This is a genomic window from Microbispora cellulosiformans, assembly GCF_008728085.1.
Lineage (GTDB): Bacteria > Actinomycetota > Actinomycetes > Streptosporangiales > Streptosporangiaceae > Microbispora > Microbispora amethystogenes.
The window spans coordinates 249,781-272,971 of record NZ_VYTZ01000009.1; the positions used below are offsets into that span (position 1 = coordinate 249,781).

Genomic DNA, 23,191 nt, shown 5'->3' on the forward strand with positions numbered 1-23,191 from the left:
TGCGAGCAGCCGCGGCGGTGCGCCCACGCGCGTGCGGCTCGGGCCGTCCCCAGCCGGCGGCCCGCACCGGGCCGGCCTCCCGCGGGCCGCCCTAGCGGGTGATGAGGTAGGCCTTGAGGCCCTTGGCCAGCGACTCGGCGATGGTCTGCCGGAAGCTCGCGTCCCTGAACTTGCGGGCCTCGCCGGCGTTGCGCATGTTCCCGCACTCGATGAAGATCTTCGGCACGGTCGACAGGTTGAGCCCGCCGAGGTCGCTGCGGTAGTTCAGCGCCTGCCTGCCGATGTAGGTCGAGTACGGCAGCCCGGTGCCGTTGTGGAAGGCGTCGCGAACCTTCCGGCCGAGCTCCTGGGAGTCGCCGACGACCGGGTCGACCGGCCCGCCGATCTTCTTCGGCATGATGACGTGGAACCCGTGTGCGCCCGGCGCCGCGCCGTCGCCGTGGATGGAGATCGCGGCGTTCGCGTGCGCCCTGTTCCCGATCGCTGCCCGCTGGTTGATGCACGGGCCCCAGCCGGCGTTGTTCGCCCGGGTGAGCTTGACCGTGGCTCCCTGGTCCCGGAGCAGCCGGGCGAGCCGGGTGGACACGTCCATGGTGAAGGCCGCCTCGGTGTAGCCGTCGTTGGTCGACGTCCCGGTGGTGTCGCAGGCCTTCTTCTGGGTGAGGATGTTCACCTGCCGGTTGATCTCCCGGGTGTGCCGGAAGTTGCCCCCGTTGTGGCCCGGGTCGATCACCACGACCTTCCCGCTCAGCGGCTTGGCGGCAGACTCGGACGCGGCCGCCGTACGGGTGACCGGGGCGGAGGCGCCGTCCTCTGTGCCGTCAGCGGCGCCGTCCGGCGTGCTGTCCTCCGTGCCGTCCGCGGAGGCGTCCCCGGAGCCGGTCGCGGGGCCGTCGGTCGTTCCGGTGGCGGTGTCCACGGCTGCGGCCGGCGGAGAGGCGGCGGGGGCCGCGGCCCCCGTCTCGGTGGCCTCACCGCCGCCGCAGGCGGCGGCACCGAACCCGCACAGGGCCAGGGCTGCGGCGGCGAGCGGGCGTCTGATCACGCTGGAAGTCCCTTCCCGGAGGTGTGGTCTCACCAACCTAACCGGAAGGCGGTCGTGATCAGACCGTTATGCCGGGAACCTGGCTATCCAGGCCGGCTCGGGGATCTCCTGCCGGTGCAGGAGTGCGGCCAGCTCACGGGCGTCGTCGGCGTCGAGGCCCAGCACCACGCGGGGCCGTCCCCACGGATGGTCGATCGAGTGGGCGACGTAGCTCGCCACCGACTCCGCGACGTCCTCGCCGTCCAGCCCCCGGCTCTCCCGCCAGTGCGCCCAGGCCCGCTCCAGCTCGACCGCGGCCCGCTGGGCGCAGGAGACCAACTCAGGATCACGCATGAATCCCCCCGATTCTCGGTCGCCGGCCCGCGGGAAGCCACTCGGCGACCCGCCGGGGGGCCGGCGTCACGGCCGCAGTCAACACCGGCCGCGAGGGGACACGTCGCCGGTTGACCTAGCTTTTGGCCTCGCTTGGCGCGGGACCGGTGCTGCGCCGTACGACGAGCTGGGGGGTCACCTGCCGCAGCCGCGCGGTCTGGCCCGGCTCGGTGATGCGGTCGCTGAGCAGCGCCGCCGCCGAGCGGCCCATGGCCCGCCGGGGCTGGTCCACGCTGGTCAGCGAGATGTGGGTGACGGACGCCAGGTGCGTGTTGTCGTACCCGACCACCGACAGGTCCTCGGGCACCCGCAGGCCCAGCTCGCTCGCCGCGCTCAGCACGCCCATGGCCACGATGTCGTTCGCCGCGAAGATCGCCGTCGGGCGTGGTTCGCGCCGCAGCAGCGCCAGCGCCGCGCGCCGGCCGCCCTCCTCGCTGAAGTCGCCGTGCTCGACCATGATGTACGGCGCCAGCGCGTGGCGGCGCATGGCCACCAGGTATCCCTCACAGCGGCAGCGGGCCGCCGACGACGGAGCGCCCTCGATGTGGGCGATGCGCCGGTGGCCCTGCTCCACGAGGTGGTCGACGGCGAGGCGGGCGCCGTACTGGTCGTCGTCGACGACGATGTCCACGCCCTCGAGCTCGACGTCGCGCTCGCCCACCACCACGGTCGGCGTGTACGCCGCGGCCTCGGCCAGCGTGTCGCTGGAGGGGGCGACGCCGAGCAGGACGAGACCGTCCACGCGCAGCTCCAGGAAGGCCTCCACGGCCTCGTCCTCGAACGCCGGGTCCCAGCGGCCGCTGCCGATCAGCAGCCGCAGCCCGTCGCCGTGCAGGCTCTCCTGCAGGCCGTCGAGGAACTCGGCGTAGAACGGGTTGTGCAGGTCGGCCACGAGGGCGCCCACCAGGTGGGTGCGCCCCTCGACCAGGCTGCGCGCCACCGCGTTCGGCCGGTAGCCGAGCTCGCGGGCGGCCTGCAGCACCGCTTCCCTGCGGTGCTCGCTGACGTGCGGGGAACCCCGCAGTACGAGTGACACCAGCGACTTGGAGACGCCGGCGCGTTCGGCCACGTTGCGGATCGTGGGACGTGGCCGAGGGCTGAACCCGTCGGACAGTCCGCAGTCGGGTATCCCGACCCCGGCGTCTTTCCGGGCAGTGGTCTGCATGGACGGTCCTGACATGGTTCTCCCCACGATGCGTGGACGTGCACCTGACACACCAAACGATCGAGTTGCCCTGAGGGTACGGGTTGACCGCCTTAAGAGCGCCTTAAAGCGGGATCATTCCTTCCCAGCGGGTGTGGGAAGGGTAGCCGGAACGCGGGTACGGCGCCCGCGGCGGATGCGGTTCCGGGGTCAACCCTTGATCTGCCCGATCCCCCCATAACGAGGACGATTCGCTAGGGTGCGGGATGTGGGTGCCACACGCCAAGCGGAGGAGGGCGCACGGCCGGCCCGGCGCAGGCTGAGCGTCGACCGGCGGCGGGAAGAGCTCATCGCCGCAGCGCTGGAGCTGTTCAGCAGGCATGACGCCGAGGACGTCTCGATCGACGACGTGGCGGTCACCGCGGGCGCTTCCCGGGCGCTCGTCTACCACTACTTCGGGGGCAAGCAGGAGCTTTACGTGGCGGCCCTGCGCAGCGCCGCCGCCGAGTTGCAGGCGCGGCTGCAGCCGCAGAGCGAAGGCGGCCCCCTGGAGCGGCTCGCGGTGGGCCTGACGCGTTACTTCGACTTCGTGGAGGAGCACGCGGCCGGCTTCGCCGCGCTGCTCAGGGGCGGCCCGGCCAACCGCGCGGGCGAGATCGGCGAGATCGTGGACGGCGTACGGCAGCGCATGCTCCGCATGATCACGTACGAGCTGGGTGTCGAGACGCCCGGCCCGGCGCTGCGCGTCACGCTGAGGTCGTGGATCGCGTCGGTGGAGACGGCCGGGCTCGACTGGCTGGAGCACCGCGACATGGCGCGGGGAGATCTGGAGCGGCTGCTGGTGGGCCAGGTGGTCGCGCTCCTGGAGGTGGCCGGTGGGCACGATCCCGAAGCGGGGACGTTGCTGAGTCCTCCGGCGCTCGTGCCGGATGCCGGGGCGGCCCGCTGAACCGGATCAGGCCAATCGCCGAACGGGGCCGTCTGGTCGCCGAACGGTCGGGTGCGCTCCCCGGTTTTCCCCGTACGGGGACGGTGAGGATGCCCGCTCCAGGCGTTCCGGTAAGGATCGGGTGACCGCGGCGACAGGGAAGAAAGGCGCACGGGACACCGTGCGCGCGGGGAGGCGCCGGGCGGGCGGCGCCGGCCCCAGATCCGTCCCGTGACCACTGACGGGTCACGGGAGCATGGTGGGCGCGCTCACATCCCCGACGCGAGCGCGCCGTCGTTCCCCCGTGACGCGGCGGCCACGTCCTACTCGGACCGCTGCTGCGGAATCCCCGCGAGCAGTGCGCGGACCTCGGTCTCCCGGTACCGCCGGTGACCGCCGAGGGTGCGGATCGACGTCAACTTGCCCGCCTTCGCCCACCGCGTGACGGTCTTCGGGTCGACGCGGAACATCGTGGCGACCTCCGCCGGGGTGAGCAGTGGCTCGGCCTCGGGTGTACGAGCTGACATTTGTGCGGCCTCTCCTCCGTGTGGACCGTCGGCAGCGATCTCCGACTTGTCTGACGCTCGTGCCGCTCCGTACAGCACAATGCTGTCGGCGCGGCACTGTCACGGATGTCCGTCAATGATCCAAAAACGTGCGGTTTCTAAGACCATTTACGGCATCACCCGATGTGACCATACAGCCACGTAGCGCGATTGGCGAGCCCTCCGGGCACAACGTCTCGACCACGGGTTGATGTCACGCTGGGTGATTCTAGCGACACGTTTCGTGGTATCGCAGTGAAAACGGCAAACTACTCAGTTCGTAGATGTGTGATCGACTATCCCATGACCAGAATCTGCACGTCGGGGCGTGTTGATGACCCTCAGTTTGCCGATTCGAGGGCGCGGATCGACCTCCAGCGGACAATCACCCGCTGATACATCGCGAAGGCAAGTTCTTCCTGACCGGTATCCAGGCCCGCCAGGGCCGCGGCGACCTCCGCGACGGACTGGTCGCCCTGGAGCGTCCGGTCGTCCATGAGGTGAACGAGACCGCCGTAGTCGAGCTCGACGAGCGAGTGGGGATGGAACTCCTCCAGCCAGCGGCCGATGTCCTCCACCTCCGTCAGCGCGGAGACCTGCCCGACGTGCCGGCGGATCACCACCAGGGCCCGGGCCACGCGGCGGCGGGCCTGCGCCATCGAGGTGACGTACAGCATGTTCCGGGGCGGTGCGGCGGTGGTCTGCGAGACGGGCTCGGCCGGCTGCTCCGACCCCAGCACGAGCCAGCGCTCGGCCGAGTCGAACGGCACGAACCACGAGGTCGGCACGTGCCAGGTGCTCGCCCGGATGTAGGTGCGCAGGGACTGGTCCCCGCGCTTGAACCGGTCGAAGTCGTCGGCGGTCTGCTCGGCGATGGCCTGGGGGACGAACCGGGAGGCCAGCTTGACCGGCGTGCCGCCCCGGAAGGAGGCGAACGCCAGCCACGACCGGAGCCTGCTCTGCCAGGGGCAGACGTAAAGCGTCTCCTCCACCCGCCGCAGGTAGGCGTTGGGGCTCTCGCGCTCGGGCGCGGGCAGGGGCGGGACGCTCAGCAGGCGGCGGACCGCCTCGCCGTGCTCGACCTCGAGCGCGCCGGCCCGGCGCGGCCGGTCGCGCGAGCCTGCGTACCGGGCCCACCGCGCCCGATCCTGAGGGGTGAAAGCGGTCAGCGGCTCGTACACACGGAGATAGGCGGCGTAGGGGAGCACACCAGAATCGTGCCATGGCGGGGGAGGAACGCGCAGCACTGTCCCGGTTTTTCATGATCGTTTCTTGGCCGGGTCCGATAAGCTGGTGGCGAATCGCCGCAACGAGGCGGCGTACACGATCAGGAGTCACCACCGTGACCGACGTTTTCGGGCTGTCCCACAAGGAATCCGGCTCGGGTGACGGCGCCAACCCCGTTCAGCCGGTACGGCACGAGCAGGTCGTCTTCTGCTCCGACGAGCGCAGCGGCCTGTACGCGATCATCGCGATCTACAGCACCGCCCTCGGCCCGGGGCTCGGCGGCACCCGGTTCTACCCCTATGAGAGCGAGCAGGCCGCCCTCGCCGACGTCCTCAACCTCTCCCGCGCCATGGCGTACAAGAACGCGCTGGCCGGGCTCGACCACGGCGGCGGCAAGGCCGTGATCATCGGTGATCCCGCGGCCGACAAGAGCGAGGCGCTCCTGCGCGCCTACGGCAGGTTCGTCCAGTCGCTGGGCGGCCGCTACTACACCGCCTGCGACGTGGGCACCTACAGCGAGGACATGGACGTGGTGGCGCGCGAGTGCTCCTACGTCACCGGCCGTACCCCGGCGCACGGGGGCGCGGGAGACTCCTCCATCCTCACCGCCTTCGGGGTCTTCCAGGGCATGCGGGCCGCCGCCGACCACGCGTACGGCACCTCGTCCCTGAGCGGCCGGCGGGTCGGGGTCGAAGGGGTCGGCAAGGTCGGCCGCCGGCTCGTCGACCACCTGATCGAGGACGACGCCGAGGTCGTCGTCTGCGACGTGGACGAGCGGGCCGTCGAACGGGTGCGGCAGCGCCATCCGGCCGTCGAGGTCGTGCCCGACGCCGCCACGCTGGCGGCGTCCGACATCGACGTGTACGCCCCCTGTGCGCTCGGCGGGGCACTGGACGACGAGACCGTCCCCCGGCTCAAGGCGAAGATCGTCTGCGGCGGCGCGAACAACCAGCTCGCGCATCCGGGTGTCGAGAAGCAGCTCGCCGAGCGGGGCGTGCTGTACGCCCCCGACTACGTCGTGAACTCGGGCGGGGTCATCCAGGTGGCCGACGAAATCGAGGGGTTCGACATGGAACGCGCCCGCGCGCGGGCCGCCATGATCTTCGACACGACCCTCAAGATCTTCCGGTCGGCCGAGGAGGAAGGGGTGCCTCCCGCGGTCGCCGCGGATAGGCTGGCGGAGCGCAGAATGTCGGAAATAGGTCGGCTAAGGGGGATTTGGCTCCGGCGCTGACCGCCGCCGCTCCTACGACGTACCGAGCGGCGCACAAACCAGGTACGGTAATAGGCGAACGAGAGACTGACGCCTGAAGTCAGGTGGCGTCGGTGCGCGGTGCGTTAGTGACGAGGGGTCGGGCACGACCCCGCATGAGGGGGTCGAGCCAATGGGGCGCGGCCGAGCCAAGGCCAAGCAGGTCAAGGTCGCCCGTCAGCTGAAGTACAACAGCGGCGGGACGGATCTTGAGCGCCTGCGCGCGGAGCTCGGAGTCGTGGACGCCGACGATTCCGGCCACAGTGACGAGCATGACCCTTACGACGAGTTGGCTGATCGCTACAGCGATTACGCGGCCGTCGACGACGATGACGGCGACGACGGCAGCCCCGGGCGGCGTTGAGCCGCTACCGATCGCCAGTTGAGTAACCCGGCGGGGATCGTTCCCCCGCCGGGTTGCTGACTCATATGCGGTGATCAGCGTGTCCGCTACCTGGGACGTGACCTGGGACACGCCTTCACGCGAGGTGGTGCGTACGGTTGTGCGCGCGTTCGCCTCGCGTTCCGGCCACGGCGGCCGGTTCGCGGCTCGCCCGAGAACGCCCGCGTTCTTCCGTTGACGGGCAGCACCCTGCGACGGGAGCCCGTCCTGATGGCGACCCCTGCTGACGAGAACCCGTGCGGTGGGAGCCGGGGCGATCCCTCGCCGCAGGCCCGTGATGGGCGGCGGACATCCGGCGAGAGGTGTCGCACACACCGGACGACCGCCGGACGACGCGGGGTCACTGACGGAAACGCGCCTGTCCCTCTCCGGGGACGATCTCACCCAGCACCCAGGCGGGCAGACCGCGGCCGATCAGCAGCGCCATCGCCCTGTCGGCCTCCGCCGCCGGGACGATCGCGCACATGCCCACACCGAGGTTGAACGTCCTGTCCATCTCCTCCTGGGGCACGCCGCCGTGTCCGGCCAGCACCTCGAAGATCGCGGGAGGCGTCCAGGAGTCGCGGTCGAGCACGGCGTCGGCCGTCTCGGGAAGCGACCTGGCCAGGTTGGCCGCCAGCCCGCCGCCCGTGATGTGGGAGAGGGCGTGCACCTCGGTCTCCCGGATGAGCGTCAGGCAGTCGAGCGAATAGACGCGGGTCGGCGTGAGCAGTTCCTCGCCGAGCGTGCGGTCCAGCTCGGGCAGCTCCCGCTCCAGGTCCAGCCCGGCCTTCGCGATCACGTGCCGGACCAGCGAGTAGCCGTTCGAGTGGACGCCGCTGGAGGCCAGCCCCAGCACCACGTCTCCCGGCACGACCCGGTCGGGCCCGAGCAGCTCGTCGGCCTCGACGACCCCGGTGCCGGCGCCCGCGAGGTCGTACTCGTCGGGTCCCATCGCGCCGGGATGCTCGGCGGTCTCGCCGCCGACCAGCGCGCAGCCCGCGAGGCGGCAGCCCTCGGCGACGCCGCCCACGATGTCGGCGATGCGCTCCGGCACCACCTTCCCGCAGGCGATGTAGTCGGTCATGAACAGCGGCTCGGCCCCGCACACGACGAGGTCGTCCACCACCATGCCGACGAGGTCGATGCCGATCGTGTCGTGCTTGCCGAGCCGCTGGGCCAGCATGACCTTGGTGCCCACCCCGTCGGTGGACGTGGCGAGCAGCGGCCGGCGGTAGCGCAGGAAGGCGGAGGCGTCGAAGAGCCCGGCGAAGCCGCTGGCGTCGTCCACGACCTCGGGCCGCCGCGACCGCGCGACCCGCGACTTCATCAACTCGACCGCGCGGTCGCCCGCCTCGATGTCGACGCCGGCGGCGGCGTAGCTGGTCATCGCTGGGCCTCCAGCACGAACTTGCCCACCCGGTCGTCCTCGATCGGGATGGGGTACTCACCGGTGAAGCAGGCGCGGCAGAGCCGGTCGGCGGGCAGCGTCGTCGCCGTGGTCAGCCCGTCGAGCGAGATGTAGCCGAGGGAGTCGGCGCCGAGGGAGGAGCGGATCTCCTCCACCGACAGAGACCCGGCGATCAGCTCCGCCCGGGTGGCGAAGTCGATGCCGTAGAAGCAGGGCCAGGCGACCGGGGGCGAGGAGATCCGGACGTGCACCTCGGTGGCGCCCGCCTCGCGCAGCATCTTCACGATCGCCCGCTGGGTGTTGCCCCGGACGATCGAGTCGTCCACGACCACCAGGCGTTTGCCCTCGATGACCTCGCGCAGCGGGTTGAGCTTGAGCCGGATGCCGAGCTGGCGGATGGTCTGCGACGGCTGGATGAAGGTGCGGCCGACGTAGGAGTTCTTCACCAGGCCCTGGCCGTACGGGATGCCGCTCTCCTCGGCGTAGCCGATGGCGGCCGGGGTGCCGGACTCGGGCGTCGGGATGACGAGGTCGGCCTCCACCGGGTGCTCGCGGGCGAGCACGCGCCCGACCTCGACCCGGGTGGACTGCACGCCGCGCCCGGCGATCGTCGTGTCGGGCCGGGCGAGGTAGACGTACTCGAACAGGCAGCCCTTGGGCTCGGCCACCGCGAAGCGGCGCGAGCGCACGCCGCGCTCGTCGATCGTCAGCAGCTCGCCGGGCTCGATCTCGCGGATGAACGACGCGCCGACGATGTCGAGCGCCGCGGTCTCCGAGGCGACCACCCAGCCGCGCTCGAGCCTGCCCAGCACGAGCGGCCGGATGCCCTGCGGGTCGCGGGCGGCGAAGAGCGTGGTCTCGTTCATCCAGACGAGCGAGTAGGCGCCCTTGACCTCCGGCAGCAGCTCGGCCGCGACGTCGTCGACGGGACGCGAGGCGTCCTGCGCGAGCAGCGCGGTGAGCACCTCGGTGTCGGTGGTGGCCCGCATCGCGCCGGACGTGAGCCGTTCGGCGAGCTGTGCGGTGTTGATCAGATTGCCGTTGTGGGCGAGCGCCAGCCCGCCGCCGTCGGTGGAGCTCAGCGTCGGCTGCGCGTTCTCCCAGACGCTCGATCCCGTCGTGGAGTAACGGCAGTGCCCGATCGACAGGTGCCCGCGCAGGGTGCCGAGGATCGACTCGTCGAAGACCTGGGCCACCAGGCCCATGTCCTTGTAGACGAGGATTCGGCTGCCCTCGCTGACCGCGATGCCCGCGGACTCCTGTCCACGGTGCTGCAGCGCGTAGAGGCCGTAGTAGGTGAGTTTGGAGACGTCCTCCCCGGGCGCCCATACGCCGAAGACGCCACAGGCGTCCTTCGGAGCGCGGTCCTGGGGGTCGAGGTCATGGCCCAGCCGGCCGTCGCCCTTCAACACACAGCCGAGTCTATTTGGGCGTTGGCGCTGCTCAAACCCGCGCATGCCTTTCGGCCGCCGTAACCCTCACCTGCTCTTTGCCGTGTCGTCCCTGCTCACAGGGTGATTACGGGAGAGCCTGAGGGCCGCGGCAGAGGCCAGAATCACGTACGGGAGGGAGCATCGTGGCGAGACCCGGCGACCCCGGGCCCCCGCGCGGGCCGTACGGCGAGCCCCCGTACGGGGGACCTCCGGGCGGGCCTCCCTACGGAGGGCCGCCTTTCGGCGAGCCTCCGGGCAGGCCGCCGTACGGCGGGCCGTTGCCGCCGCCGCCCTGGGGGCCGGACGGTCCCGGCGGCGGGCCCTGGGGCCCCGGCGGGCCGGGCGGTGGACCCGGCGGCGGGCCCGGGGGCGGGCTCGGCACGGCCGCGCTGGTGCTCGGGATCTGTTCGCTCGTCCTGCTGCTGTTCTGCGGCGCCGGGACGGTCCTGGCGGTCGTCGGACTGGTCATCGGCATCGTGGCGATCGCCCGGAACTCCAACAGGGGCAGAGCCACCGCCGGGGTCGTGCTGAACGCGCTGACCCTGCTCCTCGCCCTGATCCTCGGCGTGGTGCTCTACCACTGGTTCCAGAGCAGGCACCTCGGCGAGTGCTTCGACTCCCGGCTCTACCCCACCCAGCAGGACGCGCGGCGCTGCGTGGACGACAGGCTCGGCCGCCCGCGGTGACCGATCCCCGGTCACGCCAGGGCGCCGGGGTGCCAGGTCACGCCAGCGGCAGTAGTCCGGACAGGTCGGCTCGGGCGCCGCTGGCCGCGATCTTCCCGGCGTCCGTCGCGTCGGCCCAGGACAGGCGGCCGGTGGCCAGCTCGAGCCAGGTCCGCGGATCGGTCTCGATCACGTTGGGCGGGGTGCCCCGCGTGTGCCGGGGCCCCTCCACGCACTGCACGGCCGCGTACGGCGGCACGCGCACCTCCACCGACCGCCCCGGTGCCCGCACGGCCAGTTCCTCCAGCAGGTGCCGTACGGCCGCGCGGGCGGCGGTCCTGACCGGCGCCCTCCCGGCCTCGAAGGCGTCCAGTACGGCCCTCACACACGCGCCGGCCGCCATGGTCGCCGGGCCGTCGTACGGCGGCCGTCCGAGATCGGCGAGCTGGGCGTCGAGCGCCTCTCTGATCTTGTCGGGGTCGAGTCTGCGTGCCGGCACCGGCCCATTGTCCCGGATCCCGCCCCCGCCGCCCTTCTCGGGGAGGGTGGAGATCTTCGGCGCGAAATGATGGGCGGTCTCCGCACATGGAAGGGATGTCGATACCCGCGCGGACAAAGGAACGATCATTGGGACCCCCCGTGAACGACGAACCGTCGGCCAGGTTCGAGGCGGTCTACCGGGAGACGTACGGCCGGCTGACGGCCTATGCCGTGCGCCGCTGCGACTCGCCACAGGACGCGGCCGACGTGGTGGCCGAGGTCTTCACCGTCGCGTGGCGGCGGCTGGACGACTTACCGCAGGGAGACGAGGCCGTCCTGTGGCTGTACGGCGTCGCCCGCAAGGTGGTGGCCAACCACCGCCGGGGCGAGCTGCGCCGCCAGGCCCGCAGCGCCCCGCTCGACGCCGAACTGACCGCCCTGTACGGAGACTCTCCCGAGCGGGGGGCCGAGCTGGCCGCGATCGGCGAGGCGTTCCGCAGCCTGTCCGACGACGACCGTGAGTTGCTGTCGCTGGTCGCCTGGGAGGGGCTGAGCCGGCAGGAGATCGCCACGGCGCTCGGCCTGTCGCGCAACGCCGTACGCATCCGGCTCTACCGCGCCCGAAGGCGCCTTGCCCGCGCACTCGCCGAGGCGGGCGTCCATCTCACGTCACGCAGCCGGCTGGCGCCGGCGGGGAGGTCGCTGTGAAGGACGCCGAGAAGATCATCGGGCCGCTGGCCAGGGTCGAACCGGGAACACCGGGCGGCCACCCGTCCGACGCGGGGGCGCGGGCGTTGCTGGCCTCGATCACGGCCAAGCCGCCGGGAGGAGGCCCCGGCGCGCCGGCGCGGGCCGGGCGCCGCGGACCACGCCGGCTCGCTCTGGGCCTGGCCGCCGCCATGGTCGCTGCGGGCATCGTCGTCGGGCCGAGCCTGCTGGACGACGGAACCCTCAGCACACCCTCCTACGCCGTGACCAAGGACTCTCATGGGGTCGTGTGGGTCAAGGTGCGTGACTTCCGCGACGTCGCGGGGCTGACGAAGCAGTTGCGGGGTCTGGGAGTCCCGGCCGTCGTCGACTACGTGCCTCCGGGAAAGAAGTGCCGGGAGCCGCGCGCCGCCTACGTGAGGGACATCCCCAAGGGCCTCTACGACCCGCCCACGAACATCAGGGGAGAGAAGGAGGGCTGGCAGATGCGGATCGACACCAGGCTGTTCAAGCCCGGCCAGACCTTCGTCTGGACCCTCACGGCCCTGCCCGGCGGGGGGTCCAGCACCAGCACGATCCTCATGGAGGACCCGGTGGCGCCCTGCGTGCTCGTGCCGGAGGACGTGAAGAGCGAGATCATCGAGAAACCTCCATACCGCCTCGCGACTCTCAAGGGCCGCGCGCTCGCCGGCTACCGAGTGGACGGGAAGACCGTGGGCGAGGTCGTGCCGGAGATCGAGAAGCGCGGCATGACGGTCACCTATCTGATCACGACAACGTGATCAAGGAGTAGTCGTGGTCGTCCCCGTACGGCTCCGCGCGCCGCGGAGCCGTACGGAGACTCAGGCGACGGGCTCGGCGACGGCGTCCAGGGGGACGGCTGGGGCGGTGGTCCGGGTGCGGCGCAGGGAATAGAGGCTGACCGGCACGCCGACCAGCACGATCGCCGCCGCGATGAGCAGCGTGAACCGGTAGGCCTCCAGGAAGGTGTGCAGCGGAGGGCCGGTGAGCGCGCTCTGCCTGGCGCTCAGGACGGCGCCCAGGATCGTCACCCCGAGCAGGCCGAAGACCTCGCGGGAGACGTTGAGCACACCCGAGGCGACACCTGCCCGGGCGGGGGGCATGGCGTTCAGCACGACGTTCGTCAGCGGGACGAGCAGGCCGCCGCCCAGGCCGTAGAGCAGGAACCAGGGGAGCAGGTCGCCGTAGTGGGAGCCCTCGCCCGCGCTCGACAGCCCGCCGACGGCCACCGCCATCAGGCCGAGACCGGCCGCGACGGTCGGCCCGCTGCCGAAGCGCTCGGCGAGCCGGGGTGCGACGGTCGCCGACACCGCCATGAGCAGCGCCATCGGCACGAAGCCCGCACCGGCCTCGATCGGGGAGAACCCGAGCGCGCTCTGCAGGTAGATCGCCGTGAAGAAGTAGATGCCGAAGACCCCGAACGCCCACAGCCCCATGGACAGCAGCCCGCCGCTGAAGACCCGCTCCCTGAACAGCGTCAGGTCGATCATCGGCTGCGCCGTACGGGACTCGACCACGAGGAAGACGCCGGCGGCCACCGCGGCGACGGCGAACGCGCCGAGGATCGGGCCGGAGGTCCATCCGCGCGACGCGCCCTCGATCAGCGCGTAGGTGAGGGCGAACAGCGAGACGGCGGAGGTGGCCAGGCCCGGCAGGTCGAGGGAGAGCCGCCCGGTCGTGGCCCGCCCGGTGGTGGCCTGCTCAGTGGTGGCCTGCTCGGATGTGGCTCGCTCCACGCGGATCGCCCGGGCGCCGATCACGGCCGCCACCACGCCGATCGGCGCGTTGATCAGGAAGATCCACCCCCAGTGGGCGTTCTCGCTGAGGAAGCCGCCGGTGAGAGGGCCGATCGCGAGGGCCAGGGCGCCGACCGCGCTCCAGACGCCGACGGCCGTCGCCCGCTCGCGCGGGTCGGGGAAGATCCGCGGCAGCAAAGCCAGCGTGGCCGGTGTCACCAGCGCCGCACCGAGCCCCTGCAGGGCCCGCGCGCCGATCAGCGTCTCCTGGTTCCAGGCCAGGCCCGCCGCCACCGAGGCGAGCGTGAAGACCGCCAGGCCGGTGAAGAACGCCGCCCGGGGGCCGAAGACGTCAGCGAGCCGCCCCCCGGCGAGCAGCAGACCCGCGAACACCAGGATGTACGCGCTCACGATCCACTCCAGGCCGGAGATCGTCAGCGCCAGGTCGCGCTGGATCGTGGGCAAGGCCACGTTGACGACGTTGTTGTCCAAATAGGTCATGAATGTCGCGAGGGCCACGGCGACGAGCGCCCACCACCGTCCAGACATGAGTCCTCCTCCTGTACGAGGTACATGTACGGCGTACATGTACGATGCATAGGAAAACTTGTACGGCGTATAGTTGTCAAGCGCGGAGGTAGTGAGGGAGCGGACCATGGCTGACACGGAGCGGCTGAGCCGCCGGACGCTGGTGGAGAAGGCCGTGGAGGTGGCCGACTCCGAGAGCCTCGACGCCGTCACGGTGCGGCGGCTGGCCCAGGAGCTCGGCGTGACGCCGATGGCGCTGTACTGGCACGTCAAGAACAAGGACCAGTTGCTCGCCTGCCTCTCCGACCACCTGCTGGCCGAGGTGACGCCCGAGTTCGAGCCCGGCGCGCCGTGGAACCTCCGGCTGCGCGCGATGGTCGAGGCGCTGGTGGGGGTGATGCGGCGGCACCGGTTCATGCCGGGACTGTTCGCGCTGGTCAAAGAGGAGGAGGTGCCCAGCTTCACCCGGGCGACCGAGGTCGTGCTCGACCTGCTGTCCCTGGCGGGCTTCACGCTCGCGGAGGGCTGGGCCGTGTCCCACTACCTCCTGAAGGGCGCGATCGCCCTCGTCGACGGCGAGCCGGGGTGCCCCCGGACGCTCACACCTGCCCAGGCGGCCGAGTGGCGGCGGCAGAAGCGGCTCGCCCTGGAACGGCTGCCGGCCGACGAGTTCCCCCGGATGGTGGAGTTCGCGAAGCTGATGGAGAACGAGACCGACGTGGAGGCGTACTACACGTTCGGCCTGGACCTCCTGATGAGCGGCGTCGAGACCATGGCCGCTCGGAAGTCGCAGGGTGACGCGCCGGACGACCCCAGGTCATGAGCCCGATGACCAAAGATGCGCATCCGTGATGTTTCGGACGTCAACCACAGCACCTTCCGACACGTGAGACACACGCATACAACTGTGATCTTCGCGCTCCGTGTGCCGCAGAAAGGGAAGTCCCGTGGCTATCAAGTTGCCGGGCGGTCGGACTATCGGCCTTGTGACGGCTGGTGCTCTGGTGGGGTCGGTTCTGGTTCTGGGTGGGGCGGCGACGGCTTCGTCGGCGAGTGGTGGCGCGTACTACGCGTGTGTGAACAAGTCGACGCGGTATATGCGTTTGGTCGGGGTGACGACCACGTGTAAGGCGACTGAGTACAAGGTGTCGTGGAACCAGTCGGGTCCGCAGGGTCCGGCGGGTCCGGCGGGGATCGGTGGCACGGGTGCGCAGGGTCCTCAGGGTCCGCGTGGTCTGCAGGGTCCGCGTGGCCTTCAGGGGCCGAAGGGTGACACCGGAGCGCAGGGTCCCAAGGGCGACGACGGCAAGCAGGGACCGCAGGGCGAGCGCGGCCCGGCGGGTCCGCAGGGTGCGAAGGGCGAGGACGGCAAGGCCGGTCCCGCCGGCCCGCAGGGGCCGAAGGGTGACGACGGCAAGGCCGGCCCGGCCGGTCCGCAGGGCCCGAAGGGCAACGACGGCAGGAACGGCGAGCAGGGCCCGCGTGGTCTGCAGGGCCCGAAGGGCGACACCGGCCCGAAGGGGGACAAGGGCGACACGGGCGCGCGTGGTCCCGCGGGCCCGGAGGGTCCGGCAGGTCCGGCGGGCGGGGGAGGATCCGCCACCGTCGTCACCAAGGCCGAAGCCCTCTATCTGCCCGCCAGTGGTGGCGGTGACTCCATCATGTGCCCGAGCGGAACCATCGCCACGGGAGGCGGCTTCATCGCCGGCGGTCCGGGCACGACGCCCAACATCACCACCAACGCGCCCTCCCTGGACGACGACGGCAAGGCGGTCGGTTGGAGGCTCTGGGGTAAGAGCGTCCAGGGCACCATCTACGTGCTGTGCCTGAAGAGCTAGCGAGCACGGTGCGCGACGCGTGAACTGCCGGTGCGCGGATGTGGTCCAAGGCAGACAAAGCTGACTGCACGGCCTGACTCGGAGCGCTGATGCGCATACGTGACGTTTGTTTCGCCAACCATCCCTTTCTTTCGCACGTGTATCACTCGTAGCTCTTGTTCAAAGCACCTCGTGTGCCGCAGAAAGGGAAGTCCCGTGGCTATCAAGTTGCCGGGCGGTCGGACTATCGGCCTTGTGACGGCTGGTGCTCTGGTGGGGTCGGTTCTGGTTCTGGGTGGGGCGGCGACGGCTTCGTCGGCGAGTGGTGGCGCGTACTACGCGTGTGTGAACAAGTCGACGCGGTATATGCGTTTGGTCGGGGTGACGACCACGTGTAAGGCGACTGAGTACAAGGTGTCGTGGAACCAGTCGGGTCCGCAGGGTCCGGCGGGTCCGGCGGGGATCGGTGGCACGGGCGCGCAGGGTCCTCAGGGCCCGCGTGGTCTGCAGGGCCCTCGTGGCCTTCAGGGCCCGAAGGGCGATGAGGGCAAGGCCGGTCCGGCGGGCCCGCAGGGTCCCAAGGGCGATGACGGCAAGACCGGCCCGCAGGGCCCGAAGGGCGATGAGGGCAAGGCCGGTCCGGCCGGCCCGCAGGGTCCCAAGGGTGACGAGGGCAAGGCCGGCCCGGCGGGCCCGCAGGGTCCCAAGGGCGATGACGGCAAGGCCGGTCCCGCCGGCCCGCAGGGGCCGAAGGGTGACGACGGCAAGGCCGGTCCCGCCGGTCCGCAGGGGCCGAAGGGTGCCGACGGCAAGGCCGGCGAGCAGGGCCCGCGTGGTCTGCAGGGGCCCCAGGGTGAGCGCGGCCTGGCCGGTCCGCAGGGCCCGAAGGGCGAGACCGGAGCGCAGGGCCCGGCCGGTTCGCTCACCGTGTCGACCCTCACCGACTCGTTCAACTTCCCGGGCAACGGCGGCTCCGAGACCCTGAGCTGTGGCATCGGCAAGATCGCCACTGGTGGCGGGTTCGTCGCCACCTCCACCTCCCCGCAGATCAGCGCGAGTGCTCCGGTGCTGGTCGGTGGCAAGCCGACGGGGTGGAAGGTCAGCGGCAAGAACGCCTCCGGCACCATCTACGTGATCTGCGCCGCGGGCTGATCCTTTCGATCGGCGTCCACCGAAGGCACGCGGGATGTACCGGTCCGGGCCCGGCACATCCCGGACGGCGCATCGCGGACCGCGCGGGGCGATCCGGTACTAAACGCCCCTCTTTACCGTGGGTGCTTACTCGTTGCGGAGATGCACATACGTGATGTTTAGGGTGCAAACCTCCGTACCGCCTTACGCGTGAACCATGTGCATCTCTTTTCGCGTTCTACGCACCTCGCGTGCTTCGGAAGGGAAGTCCTATGGCGCTCAGGTTGCCGGGCGGTCGGACTATCGGCCTTGTGACGGCTGGTGCTCTGGTGGGGTCGGTTCTGGTTCTGGGTGGGGCGGCGACGGCTTCGTCGGCGAGTGGTGGCGCGTACTACGCGTGTGTGAACAAGTCGACGCGGTATATGCGTTTGGTCGGGGTGACGACCACGTGTAAGGCGACTGAGTACAAGGTGTCGTGGAACCAGTCGGGTCCGCAGGGTCCGGCGGGGATCGGCGGCACGGGCGCCCAGGGTCCCCAGGGTCCCCAGGGCCCGCGTGGTCTGCAGGGTCCGCGTGGTCTCCAGGGCCCGAAGGGTGATGAGGGCAAGGCCGGTCCGGCCGGCCCGCAGGGTCCCAAGGGCGACGACGGCAAGCCCGGCTCGCAGGGCCCGAAGGGCGACGACGGCAAGCAGGGACCACAGGGTCCCAAGGGTGACGACGGCAAGGCCGGTCCCGCCGGCCCGCAGGGCCCGAAGGGTGACGACGGCAAGAACGGCGTCGCCAGTGTCTCGTACAAGTCGGCCGAGTTCAGCTTCGGCCTCGGCGGCGGCTCGAAGAGCCTGAGCTGCGACAGTGGGACGTACGCGACCGGCGGCGGCTACCGCGGCACCAACATCGTCGGTGAGGTCACCACCAACGGCCCGATCATCACCGGGAGCAAGCCGACCGGCTGGGAGGTCAAGGGGTCCGTCGGCACCAAGGGCACCATGTACGTCATCTGCGTCGGCGCCTGAGCCGACCACACGCCGGAGGGTGGAGTCCGTGGGGGCTCCACCGTACGGCGCTCCAAATGCTTGCCGTACGCGACGAGGCGTTGGCGTACGGCACGGCGAAGGCCCTTCCGGAGGGGTTACCGGAGGGGCCTTCGCGCTTTTCCGCCCCGCTGCCGCTCCCGGAGGCCACGCCATGGGCACGGGACCGGCCCACGTCGTCCTGGAAGGCCCTTGCCGGTCCCATGGACTAGGGTGGCCGGTCGTGATCGAGCCTTCTTACGTCCGGGTCGCCCGGGCCGCGTACGACGCGATGGCCGAGGACTACGTCGACTTCGCCCGGCACTCGCTGGCCGGCAAGCCCTTCGAACGCGCGATGCTCGCGTCGTACGCCGAGCTCGTGCGGACGTCGGGCCTCCCGGGGCCGGTGGCCGAGGTCGGCTGCGGAACCGGCCGGATCACGGCCCACCTGCACGCGCTCGGCCTCGACGTCTTCGGCGTCGACCTGTCACCGGGCATGATCGCGGTGGCCCGCCGGGATCACCCGCACATCCGGTTCGAGGAAGGCCGCCTCGCGGCCCTGGACATCGCCGACGAGTCCCTGAGCGGCGTGGTCGCCTGGTATTCGATCATCCACACGCCGCCGGAGGAGCACCCGGCGGTGCTGGCCGAGCTCCACCGGGTGCTGGCGCCCGGCGGTCATCTCCTACTGGCCTTCCAGGTCGGCCAAATCGGCGACGAGCCGTTCCACCTCGCGGAGGCGTTCGGGCATCAGGTGGCGCTCGACTTCCATCGCGTCTCGCCGGATCACCTGACCCGGTTGCTGGCCGACGCGGGAGTCCCCGTGATCGCCCGCCTGCTCTGCGAACGCAAGGAGTCCGAACGGACCCCCCAGGCCTACCTCGTCGCCCGCAAAGGCTAGAGCGTCAAGGTCAGGTCCACTCCACGTGGGCCCGTACGGCCCCGGCGTCGTCGACCCAGTCCTTGGACGCCGCGTACTCCAGCATCCGGTCGAGCTTGTCCAGCCACTCCGGGTCCCGGCCGTGGTCGCCGGCCAGGCGGATGATCTCCTCCCGGGTGAGCCAGACATGGTCCTCGCGCCGGGCCGTCACCTTGAAGGCGGTGAAGTCCTCCGCGTCGTGAAGAGACCGGGGAGTCAGTTCCGCGTCAAGCCACACTGCCTTCTCCTCTGCCGGAGGCGACGATCACCGGAGTGACTTTACGCGCTCCCACCCCGGATGAACCGTCCGATCACATTGGTCCCGGGACGCCGTTCATGCAACGGTGTAGCTTCGCACCACATCGCGCCCTTTGTGGTCGACGCGTATCCGCACGGAAAGACGTCTCATGAGAATCCACGCCACGCTCGTCGGCGCCTTCGTCGTATCCCTGATCGTTCCCGTCGTGGCGTGGCCGGCGGCCGCGAGCGCTCCCGAACCCGGGTTGGCCCTACCGGCCGGGGCGGACATGATCCGTTGCCCGAAGCCGACCAGGACCGTCGGCAACAGCGGTGAGCTGCGCAAGGCGCTCAGGTCGGCACGCCCGGGCGACGTCATCCGGCTGCGGCCCGGCACCTACCGGGGCAGGTTCGTCGCCCGGACCTCGGGCACGCCGAAGAAGCCGATCTTCCTGTGCGGCACCGGCCCAGCGGTGCTGGACGGCGGCGGCGTCGGCAAGGGGTACGGCTTCCACCTCGACCGGGCCTCCTACTGGCGCCTGCTGGGCTTCACCGTCCGGAACAGCCAGAAGGGCGTCATGGCGGACGGCACCCGGGGTTCGGTCATCCAGGGCCTCGTCGTCCGCGACATCGGCGACGAGGCGGTGCACCTGCGGGCCTTCAGCAGCGGCAACACCGTCCAGTACAACCTCGTCGACAACACCGGCCTGCGTCGTGCGGAGTTCGGCGAGGGCGTCTACCTCGGCTCGGCGAAGTCGAACTGGGGCCGATACTCCGGCGGGCGGATGGACCGGAGCGACCGGAACGTGGTGCGCGGAAACGTGATCCGGTCCAGGGCCGAGGCGGTGGACGTCAAGGAGGGCACCCACGGGGGCCGCATCATCGGCAACCACTTCGAGGGGTCGGCGCTCGTCGCCGCGACCGCCGACTCCTGGGTCGACGTCAAGGGCAACGGCTACCTGATCGAGGGCAACTCCGGCATTCACACGCCGGTGGACGGCTTCCAGACCCACGAGCTCGTCGACGGCTGGGGCACCGGCAACGTCTTCCGGAAGAACACCATGAATCTCAGGGGTGCCTCCGGAGTCGGCGTCAACGACACGGTGGGCGGCAACCGGATCACCTGTGACAACAAGACCGTCGGCGGCCGTCTCACCAAGAACGGCAGGTGCTCCTGACGCCTCCGGGCGCCACGCCTCACCTGCCCACGCCTCACCTGCCCACGCCTCACTGACCCGCGTCTTACTGGCCCACGCGGCCGTCGACGCACTCCCGCAGCAGGTCCGCGTGGCCGCAGTGCCGGGCGTACTCCTCGATCCGGTGCACCAGCAGGTCCCGGACGGCGATGGCGTCCTTCCCCAGACGCACACTGAGATCCGGGTGCTCGGCCAGTGCGGCGTCGGTGGCCGCCTGCTCGCGGGCGAGGTCGGCGTACGCGGCGTCGACCACCGCCTGATCGGCGACCGCTCCGCCGAAGTCCCCACCCGGGCCGTACAGCTTCGGCAGCGGGTCGCCGGGCAGGATCCAGCCGCGCCAGTCCCGCTCCACCTCGGCGAGGTGCCGGAGCAGGCCGAGCAGCGACATCGTCGACGGCGGCACCGACCGGCGGGCCAGTTGCTCCGCGCTGAGGCCCTCGCACTTCATCAGCAGGGTCAGCCGGTAGTTCTTCAGGTAGTCCCGCAGCGTGGCCAGTTCGCCTTCCGGACTGGCTTCGGCGTTCTCGCGGGGATCGTCAGCCGGGTCCACCCACATGTCCGAATAGACGGTCGCCTGAGTCCACCGCTGGGGTTCGTCGCTCATCGTGCCCATGCTGCTCCCCCGGTCACCCGTCCCGCCAGCGATTTTCCCCGCCGAGACGAGAGCACGGCCAAAGCGAGGGCCCTTCCGGACGGGGTGTCCGGAAGGGCCCTCGGGTGACGATCAGCCGAAGACGCGGGGCAGGGCCGAGGTGTGGGCCTCGCGAAGCTCTTCGACCGGGACGTCGAGAACGCCCTCGACCACGAGCGCGTCGCCGCACGTGAGGCCGAGCCCGGAGCAGGGCACCTCGTACCGGGCGCACAGGTCGGCGAAGGCGTCGAACGCCTCCGGCCGGACGCACACCAGCGCACGCGCGGCCGACTCGCTGAACAGGTCGGTGAACGCGTCGTCGCCCGGCAGCGTCACCGTGCAGCCGACGCCCAGGGAGAGGCACGCCTCGGCCAGGGCGATCGCGAGACCGCCGTCGGAGAGGTCGTGGGAGCCCTCCAGCAGCCCGCGGGCCGCCGCCTCGGCCAGCACCGCGCCCAGGGTGCGCTCGGCCTCCAGGTTCACCTGAGGCGGCAGCCCGCCCAGGTGGCCGTGGACCACGTGCGCCCACTCCGAGCCGCCGAACTCCTCGCGGGTCTCGCCCAGCAGCAGCACGCGCAGGCCGGCCTCCGGGAAGCCCGACCTGACCCGCCGCGCCACGTCGTCGATCACGCCCAGCACGCCGATCACGGGGGTCGGGTTGATCGGGGTCGAGCCGGTCTGGTTGTAGAACGACACGTTCCCGCCGGTGACCGGCACGCCGAGGGTGCGGCAGGCGTCGGCGAGCCCGCGTACGGCCTCCGAGAACTGCCACATGACCTCGGGGTCCTCCGGCGAGCCGAAGTTGAGGCAGTTGGTGACCGCGAGCGGCTTCGCGCCGGTCACGGCGACGTTCCGGTACGCCTCCGACAGCGCGAGCTGCGCCCCGCTGTACGGGTCGAGCCTGGCGTAGCGGCCGTTGCCGTCGGTCGCCAGCGCGATGCCCCGGGTGGTCTCCTCCGCCCCCGGCATCGCCTCGGAGATCCGCAGCATGCCGGCGTCGGCGGGTTGGGCCAGGACGGTGTTGCCCCGCACGTACCGGTCGTACTGCGAGGTCACCCACTCCTTCGACCCGAGGTTGGGCGAGCCGAGCAGGGTGAGCAGGGTCTCGCGCAGGTCGTCGGGCCGCGGCAGGCGCTCCGGGCCGTCGGCGTTGAGCGCCGCCTGCCCGGCGGGCTCGTGGAACGGGCGCTCGTAGACCGGGCCCTCGTCGGCGGCGGTGCCCGGCGGGATGTCGACGATGACCTCGCCGTCCCACGTCATGACGAGCCGGCCGGAGTCGGTGACCTCGCCGATCACGGTCGCCGGGACGTCCCACTTGTCGCAGATCGCCATGAAGGCCGGGATGTCGTCGGGCGTGACGACCGCCATCATGCGTTCCTGCGACTCGCTCATGAGGATCTCCTCGGGCCGCAGCGAGGGATCCCGCAGCGGAACGAGGTTCAGGTCGACCCGCATGCCGCCGGTGCCCTTGGCGGCCAGCTCGGTGGTCGCGCAGGACACCCCGGCCGCGCCGAGGTCCTGGATGCCGACGACCACGTCCGCCTGGTAGAGCTCCAGGCAGCACTCGATCAGCAGCTTCTCCATGAACGGGTCGCCGACCTGTACGGCGGGCCGCTTGGCCTGCGACTCGTCCTCGAAGGTCGCCGACGCGAGCACCGACGCGCCGCCGATGCCGTCCGCGCCGGTACGCGCGCCGAACAGCACGACCTTGTTGCCCGGGCCGGGGGCGGTGGCGAGCTTGATCTGGTCCTTGCGCAGCAGGCCGACGCAGAGGGCGTTGACCAGCGGGTTGCCGATGTAGCAGGGGTCGAAGACGACCTCACCGCCGATGTTGGGCAGGCCGAGGCAGTTGCCGTAGTGGCTGATGCCCTCCACCACGCCCGGCAGCACCCGGCGCGTGTCGGGCTGGTTCGCCCCGCCGAAGCGCAGCGAGTCCATGACCGCGACCGGACGAGCGCCCATCGACATGATGTCGCGCACGATGCCGCCGACGCCGGTCGCGGCGCCCTGGTGCGGCTCGACGTACGACGGGTGGTTGTGCGACTCGATCTTGAAGGTGGCGGCCCAGCCGTCGCCGATGTCGACCACGCCGGCGTTCTCGCCCATGCCGACGAGCAGGGCCTCCGACTCGGGCGCCTTGGTCCCGAACTGCCGCAGGTGGACCTTCGACGACTTGTAGGAGCAGTGCTCGCTCCACATCACCGAGTAGATCGCCAGCTCGGAGCCGGTCGGCCGCCGCCCGAGGATCTCCCGTACGCGCTGGTACTCGTCGTCCTTCATGCCCAGCTCGGCGTACGGCTGGCGCTCGCCGGGCGTCTCCTGCGCACGCTTCACGCTGTCGGTGTTCATCGGTCGCTCACCGCTCCTCGTTCG

The 23,191-nt window shown here is 71.0% G+C and carries 24 protein-coding genes; 12 read left to right on the forward strand and 12 right to left on the reverse strand.

Annotated features, from left to right (window positions below):
* Nucleotides 1-91 precede the first annotated feature (91 nt).
* The 3 genes from F5972_RS25600 to F5972_RS25610 all read right to left on the reverse strand — a co-directional run bounded on the left by F5972_RS25600 (nt 92) and on the right by F5972_RS25610 (nt 2,597).
* Nucleotides 92-1,045 carry an N-acetylmuramoyl-L-alanine amidase gene (locus F5972_RS25600; protein ID WP_150936636.1) on the reverse strand — a complete coding sequence of 318 codons (954 nt, stop codon included), beginning with the start codon at nt 1,043-1,045 and terminating at the stop codon, nt 92-94.
* 66 nt (nt 1,046-1,111) lie between these two features.
* Complete coding sequence (locus F5972_RS25605) at nt 1,112-1,378, reverse strand: hypothetical protein (RefSeq protein ID WP_150936638.1); 267 nt, start codon at nt 1,376-1,378, stop codon at nt 1,112-1,114.
* A 115-nt stretch (nt 1,379-1,493) separates the two neighbouring features.
* Nucleotides 1,494-2,597 (reverse strand): LacI family DNA-binding transcriptional regulator, encoded by a 1,104-nt coding sequence (locus tag F5972_RS25610; protein WP_150936640.1) that lies wholly within the window; start codon nt 2,595-2,597, stop codon nt 1,494-1,496.
* A 232-nt stretch (nt 2,598-2,829) separates the two neighbouring features.
* Here F5972_RS25610 and F5972_RS25615 point away from each other — a divergent pair, with 232 nt between their 5' ends.
* Complete coding sequence (locus F5972_RS25615) at nt 2,830-3,510, forward strand: TetR/AcrR family transcriptional regulator (protein ID WP_225311853.1); 681 nt, start codon at nt 2,830-2,832, stop codon at nt 3,508-3,510.
* A 302-nt stretch (nt 3,511-3,812) separates the two neighbouring features.
* Here F5972_RS25615 and bldC read toward each other — a convergent pair whose 3' ends face one another.
* Nucleotides 3,813-4,016: a developmental transcriptional regulator BldC gene (gene bldC, locus F5972_RS25620; RefSeq protein WP_013133571.1), complete on the reverse strand. Its 204-nt coding sequence runs from the start codon at nt 4,014-4,016 to the stop codon at nt 3,813-3,815.
* Between the two features lie 359 nt (nt 4,017-4,375).
* Nucleotides 4,376-5,242 (reverse strand): hypothetical protein, encoded by an 867-nt coding sequence (locus tag F5972_RS25625; protein WP_150936642.1) that lies wholly within the window; start codon nt 5,240-5,242, stop codon nt 4,376-4,378.
* 134 nt (nt 5,243-5,376) lie between these two features.
* On the opposite strand from F5972_RS25625, the gene F5972_RS25630 reads away from it, so the two are divergent.
* Both F5972_RS25630 and F5972_RS25635 read left to right on the forward strand, forming a co-directional pair.
* Nucleotides 5,377-6,495: a Leu/Phe/Val dehydrogenase gene (locus F5972_RS25630; protein WP_318527632.1), complete on the forward strand. Its 1,119-nt coding sequence runs from the start codon at nt 5,377-5,379 to the stop codon at nt 6,493-6,495.
* A gap of 151 nt (nt 6,496-6,646) precedes the next feature.
* Nucleotides 6,647-6,877: a DUF3073 domain-containing protein gene (locus F5972_RS25635; RefSeq protein ID WP_117410310.1), complete on the forward strand. Its 231-nt coding sequence runs from the start codon at nt 6,647-6,649 to the stop codon at nt 6,875-6,877.
* Between the two features lie 379 nt (nt 6,878-7,256).
* On the opposite strand, the gene purM is transcribed toward F5972_RS25635, so the two are convergent.
* Both purM and purF read right to left on the reverse strand, forming a co-directional pair.
* On the reverse strand, nt 7,257-8,285 hold the full coding sequence (gene purM, locus F5972_RS25640; protein ID WP_150936645.1) for a phosphoribosylformylglycinamidine cyclo-ligase: 1,029 nt from the start codon (nt 8,283-8,285) through the stop codon (nt 7,257-7,259).
* Nucleotides 8,282-9,718 (reverse strand): amidophosphoribosyltransferase, encoded by a 1,437-nt coding sequence (purF, locus tag F5972_RS25645; protein WP_150936647.1) that lies wholly within the window; start codon nt 9,716-9,718, stop codon nt 8,282-8,284. The genes purM and purF overlap by 4 nt, the downstream gene beginning before the upstream one ends.
* A gap of 164 nt (nt 9,719-9,882) precedes the next feature.
* On the opposite strand from purF, the gene F5972_RS37475 reads away from it, so the two are divergent.
* Nucleotides 9,883-10,425, forward strand: a complete 543-nt coding sequence (locus F5972_RS37475; RefSeq protein WP_191910311.1) for a hypothetical protein — start codon at nt 9,883-9,885, stop codon at nt 10,423-10,425.
* Between the two features lie 37 nt (nt 10,426-10,462).
* On the opposite strand, the gene F5972_RS25655 is transcribed toward F5972_RS37475, so the two are convergent.
* Nucleotides 10,463-10,903 (reverse strand): sterol carrier family protein, encoded by a 441-nt coding sequence (locus tag F5972_RS25655; RefSeq protein ID WP_150936651.1) that lies wholly within the window; start codon nt 10,901-10,903, stop codon nt 10,463-10,465.
* 140 nt (nt 10,904-11,043) lie between these two features.
* Here F5972_RS25655 and F5972_RS25660 point away from each other — a divergent pair, with 140 nt between their 5' ends.
* On the forward strand, nt 11,044-11,592 hold the full coding sequence (locus F5972_RS25660; RefSeq protein WP_150936653.1) for an RNA polymerase sigma factor: 549 nt from the start codon (nt 11,044-11,046) through the stop codon (nt 11,590-11,592).
* Nucleotides 11,589-12,374, forward strand: coding sequence for a hypothetical protein (locus F5972_RS25665; RefSeq protein WP_150936655.1), 786 nt, complete (start codon nt 11,589-11,591; stop codon nt 12,372-12,374). The genes F5972_RS25660 and F5972_RS25665 overlap by 4 nt, the downstream gene beginning before the upstream one ends.
* A 60-nt stretch (nt 12,375-12,434) precedes the next feature.
* On the opposite strand, the gene F5972_RS25670 is transcribed toward F5972_RS25665, so the two are convergent.
* Entirely contained in the window at nt 12,435-13,898 is a 1,464-nt protein-coding gene (locus F5972_RS25670; RefSeq protein WP_150936657.1) for an MFS transporter, read from the reverse strand.
* 106 nt (nt 13,899-14,004) lie between these two features.
* Between F5972_RS25670 and F5972_RS25675 the strand changes: the two genes are divergently transcribed.
* The 5 genes from F5972_RS25675 to F5972_RS25695 all read left to right on the forward strand — a co-directional run bounded on the left by F5972_RS25675 (nt 14,005) and on the right by F5972_RS25695 (nt 18,736).
* Nucleotides 14,005-14,700, forward strand: coding sequence for a TetR family transcriptional regulator (locus F5972_RS25675; RefSeq protein ID WP_150936659.1), 696 nt, complete (start codon nt 14,005-14,007; stop codon nt 14,698-14,700).
* A 274-nt stretch (nt 14,701-14,974) separates the two neighbouring features.
* Nucleotides 14,975-15,715, forward strand: coding sequence for a collagen-like domain-containing protein (locus F5972_RS25680; RefSeq protein ID WP_150936661.1), 741 nt, complete (start codon nt 14,975-14,977; stop codon nt 15,713-15,715).
* A 345-nt stretch (nt 15,716-16,060) separates the two neighbouring features.
* Complete coding sequence (locus F5972_RS25685) at nt 16,061-16,846, forward strand: collagen-like domain-containing protein (protein WP_150936663.1); 786 nt, start codon at nt 16,061-16,063, stop codon at nt 16,844-16,846.
* A gap of 401 nt (nt 16,847-17,247) precedes the next feature.
* Nucleotides 17,248-17,838 carry a collagen-like protein gene (locus F5972_RS25690; RefSeq protein WP_225311855.1) on the forward strand — a complete coding sequence of 197 codons (591 nt, stop codon included), beginning with the start codon at nt 17,248-17,250 and terminating at the stop codon, nt 17,836-17,838.
* Nucleotides 17,839-18,079: 241 nt separating this feature from the next.
* Nucleotides 18,080-18,736, forward strand: a complete 657-nt coding sequence (locus F5972_RS25695) for a class I SAM-dependent methyltransferase (protein ID WP_150936667.1) — start codon at nt 18,080-18,082, stop codon at nt 18,734-18,736.
* Nucleotides 18,737-18,746: 10 nt separating this feature from the next.
* On the opposite strand, the gene F5972_RS25700 is transcribed toward F5972_RS25695, so the two are convergent.
* Nucleotides 18,747-18,992 carry a hypothetical protein gene (locus F5972_RS25700; RefSeq protein WP_150936669.1) on the reverse strand — a complete coding sequence of 82 codons (246 nt, stop codon included), beginning with the start codon at nt 18,990-18,992 and terminating at the stop codon, nt 18,747-18,749.
* Between the two features lie 169 nt (nt 18,993-19,161).
* Between F5972_RS25700 and F5972_RS25705 the strand changes: the two genes are divergently transcribed.
* Nucleotides 19,162-20,169, forward strand: coding sequence for a NosD domain-containing protein (locus tag F5972_RS25705; RefSeq protein WP_150936671.1), 1,008 nt, complete (start codon nt 19,162-19,164; stop codon nt 20,167-20,169).
* A gap of 64 nt (nt 20,170-20,233) precedes the next feature.
* Here F5972_RS25705 and F5972_RS25710 read toward each other — a convergent pair whose 3' ends face one another.
* Nucleotides 20,234-20,791 carry a DinB family protein gene (locus tag F5972_RS25710; protein WP_225311857.1) on the reverse strand — a complete coding sequence of 186 codons (558 nt, stop codon included), beginning with the start codon at nt 20,789-20,791 and terminating at the stop codon, nt 20,234-20,236.
* A gap of 120 nt (nt 20,792-20,911) precedes the next feature.
* Nucleotides 20,912-23,167 carry a phosphoribosylformylglycinamidine synthase subunit PurL gene (gene purL / locus F5972_RS25715; protein WP_150936675.1) on the reverse strand — a complete coding sequence of 752 codons (2,256 nt, stop codon included), beginning with the start codon at nt 23,165-23,167 and terminating at the stop codon, nt 20,912-20,914.
* Between the last annotated feature and the right edge of the window lie 24 nt (nt 23,168-23,191).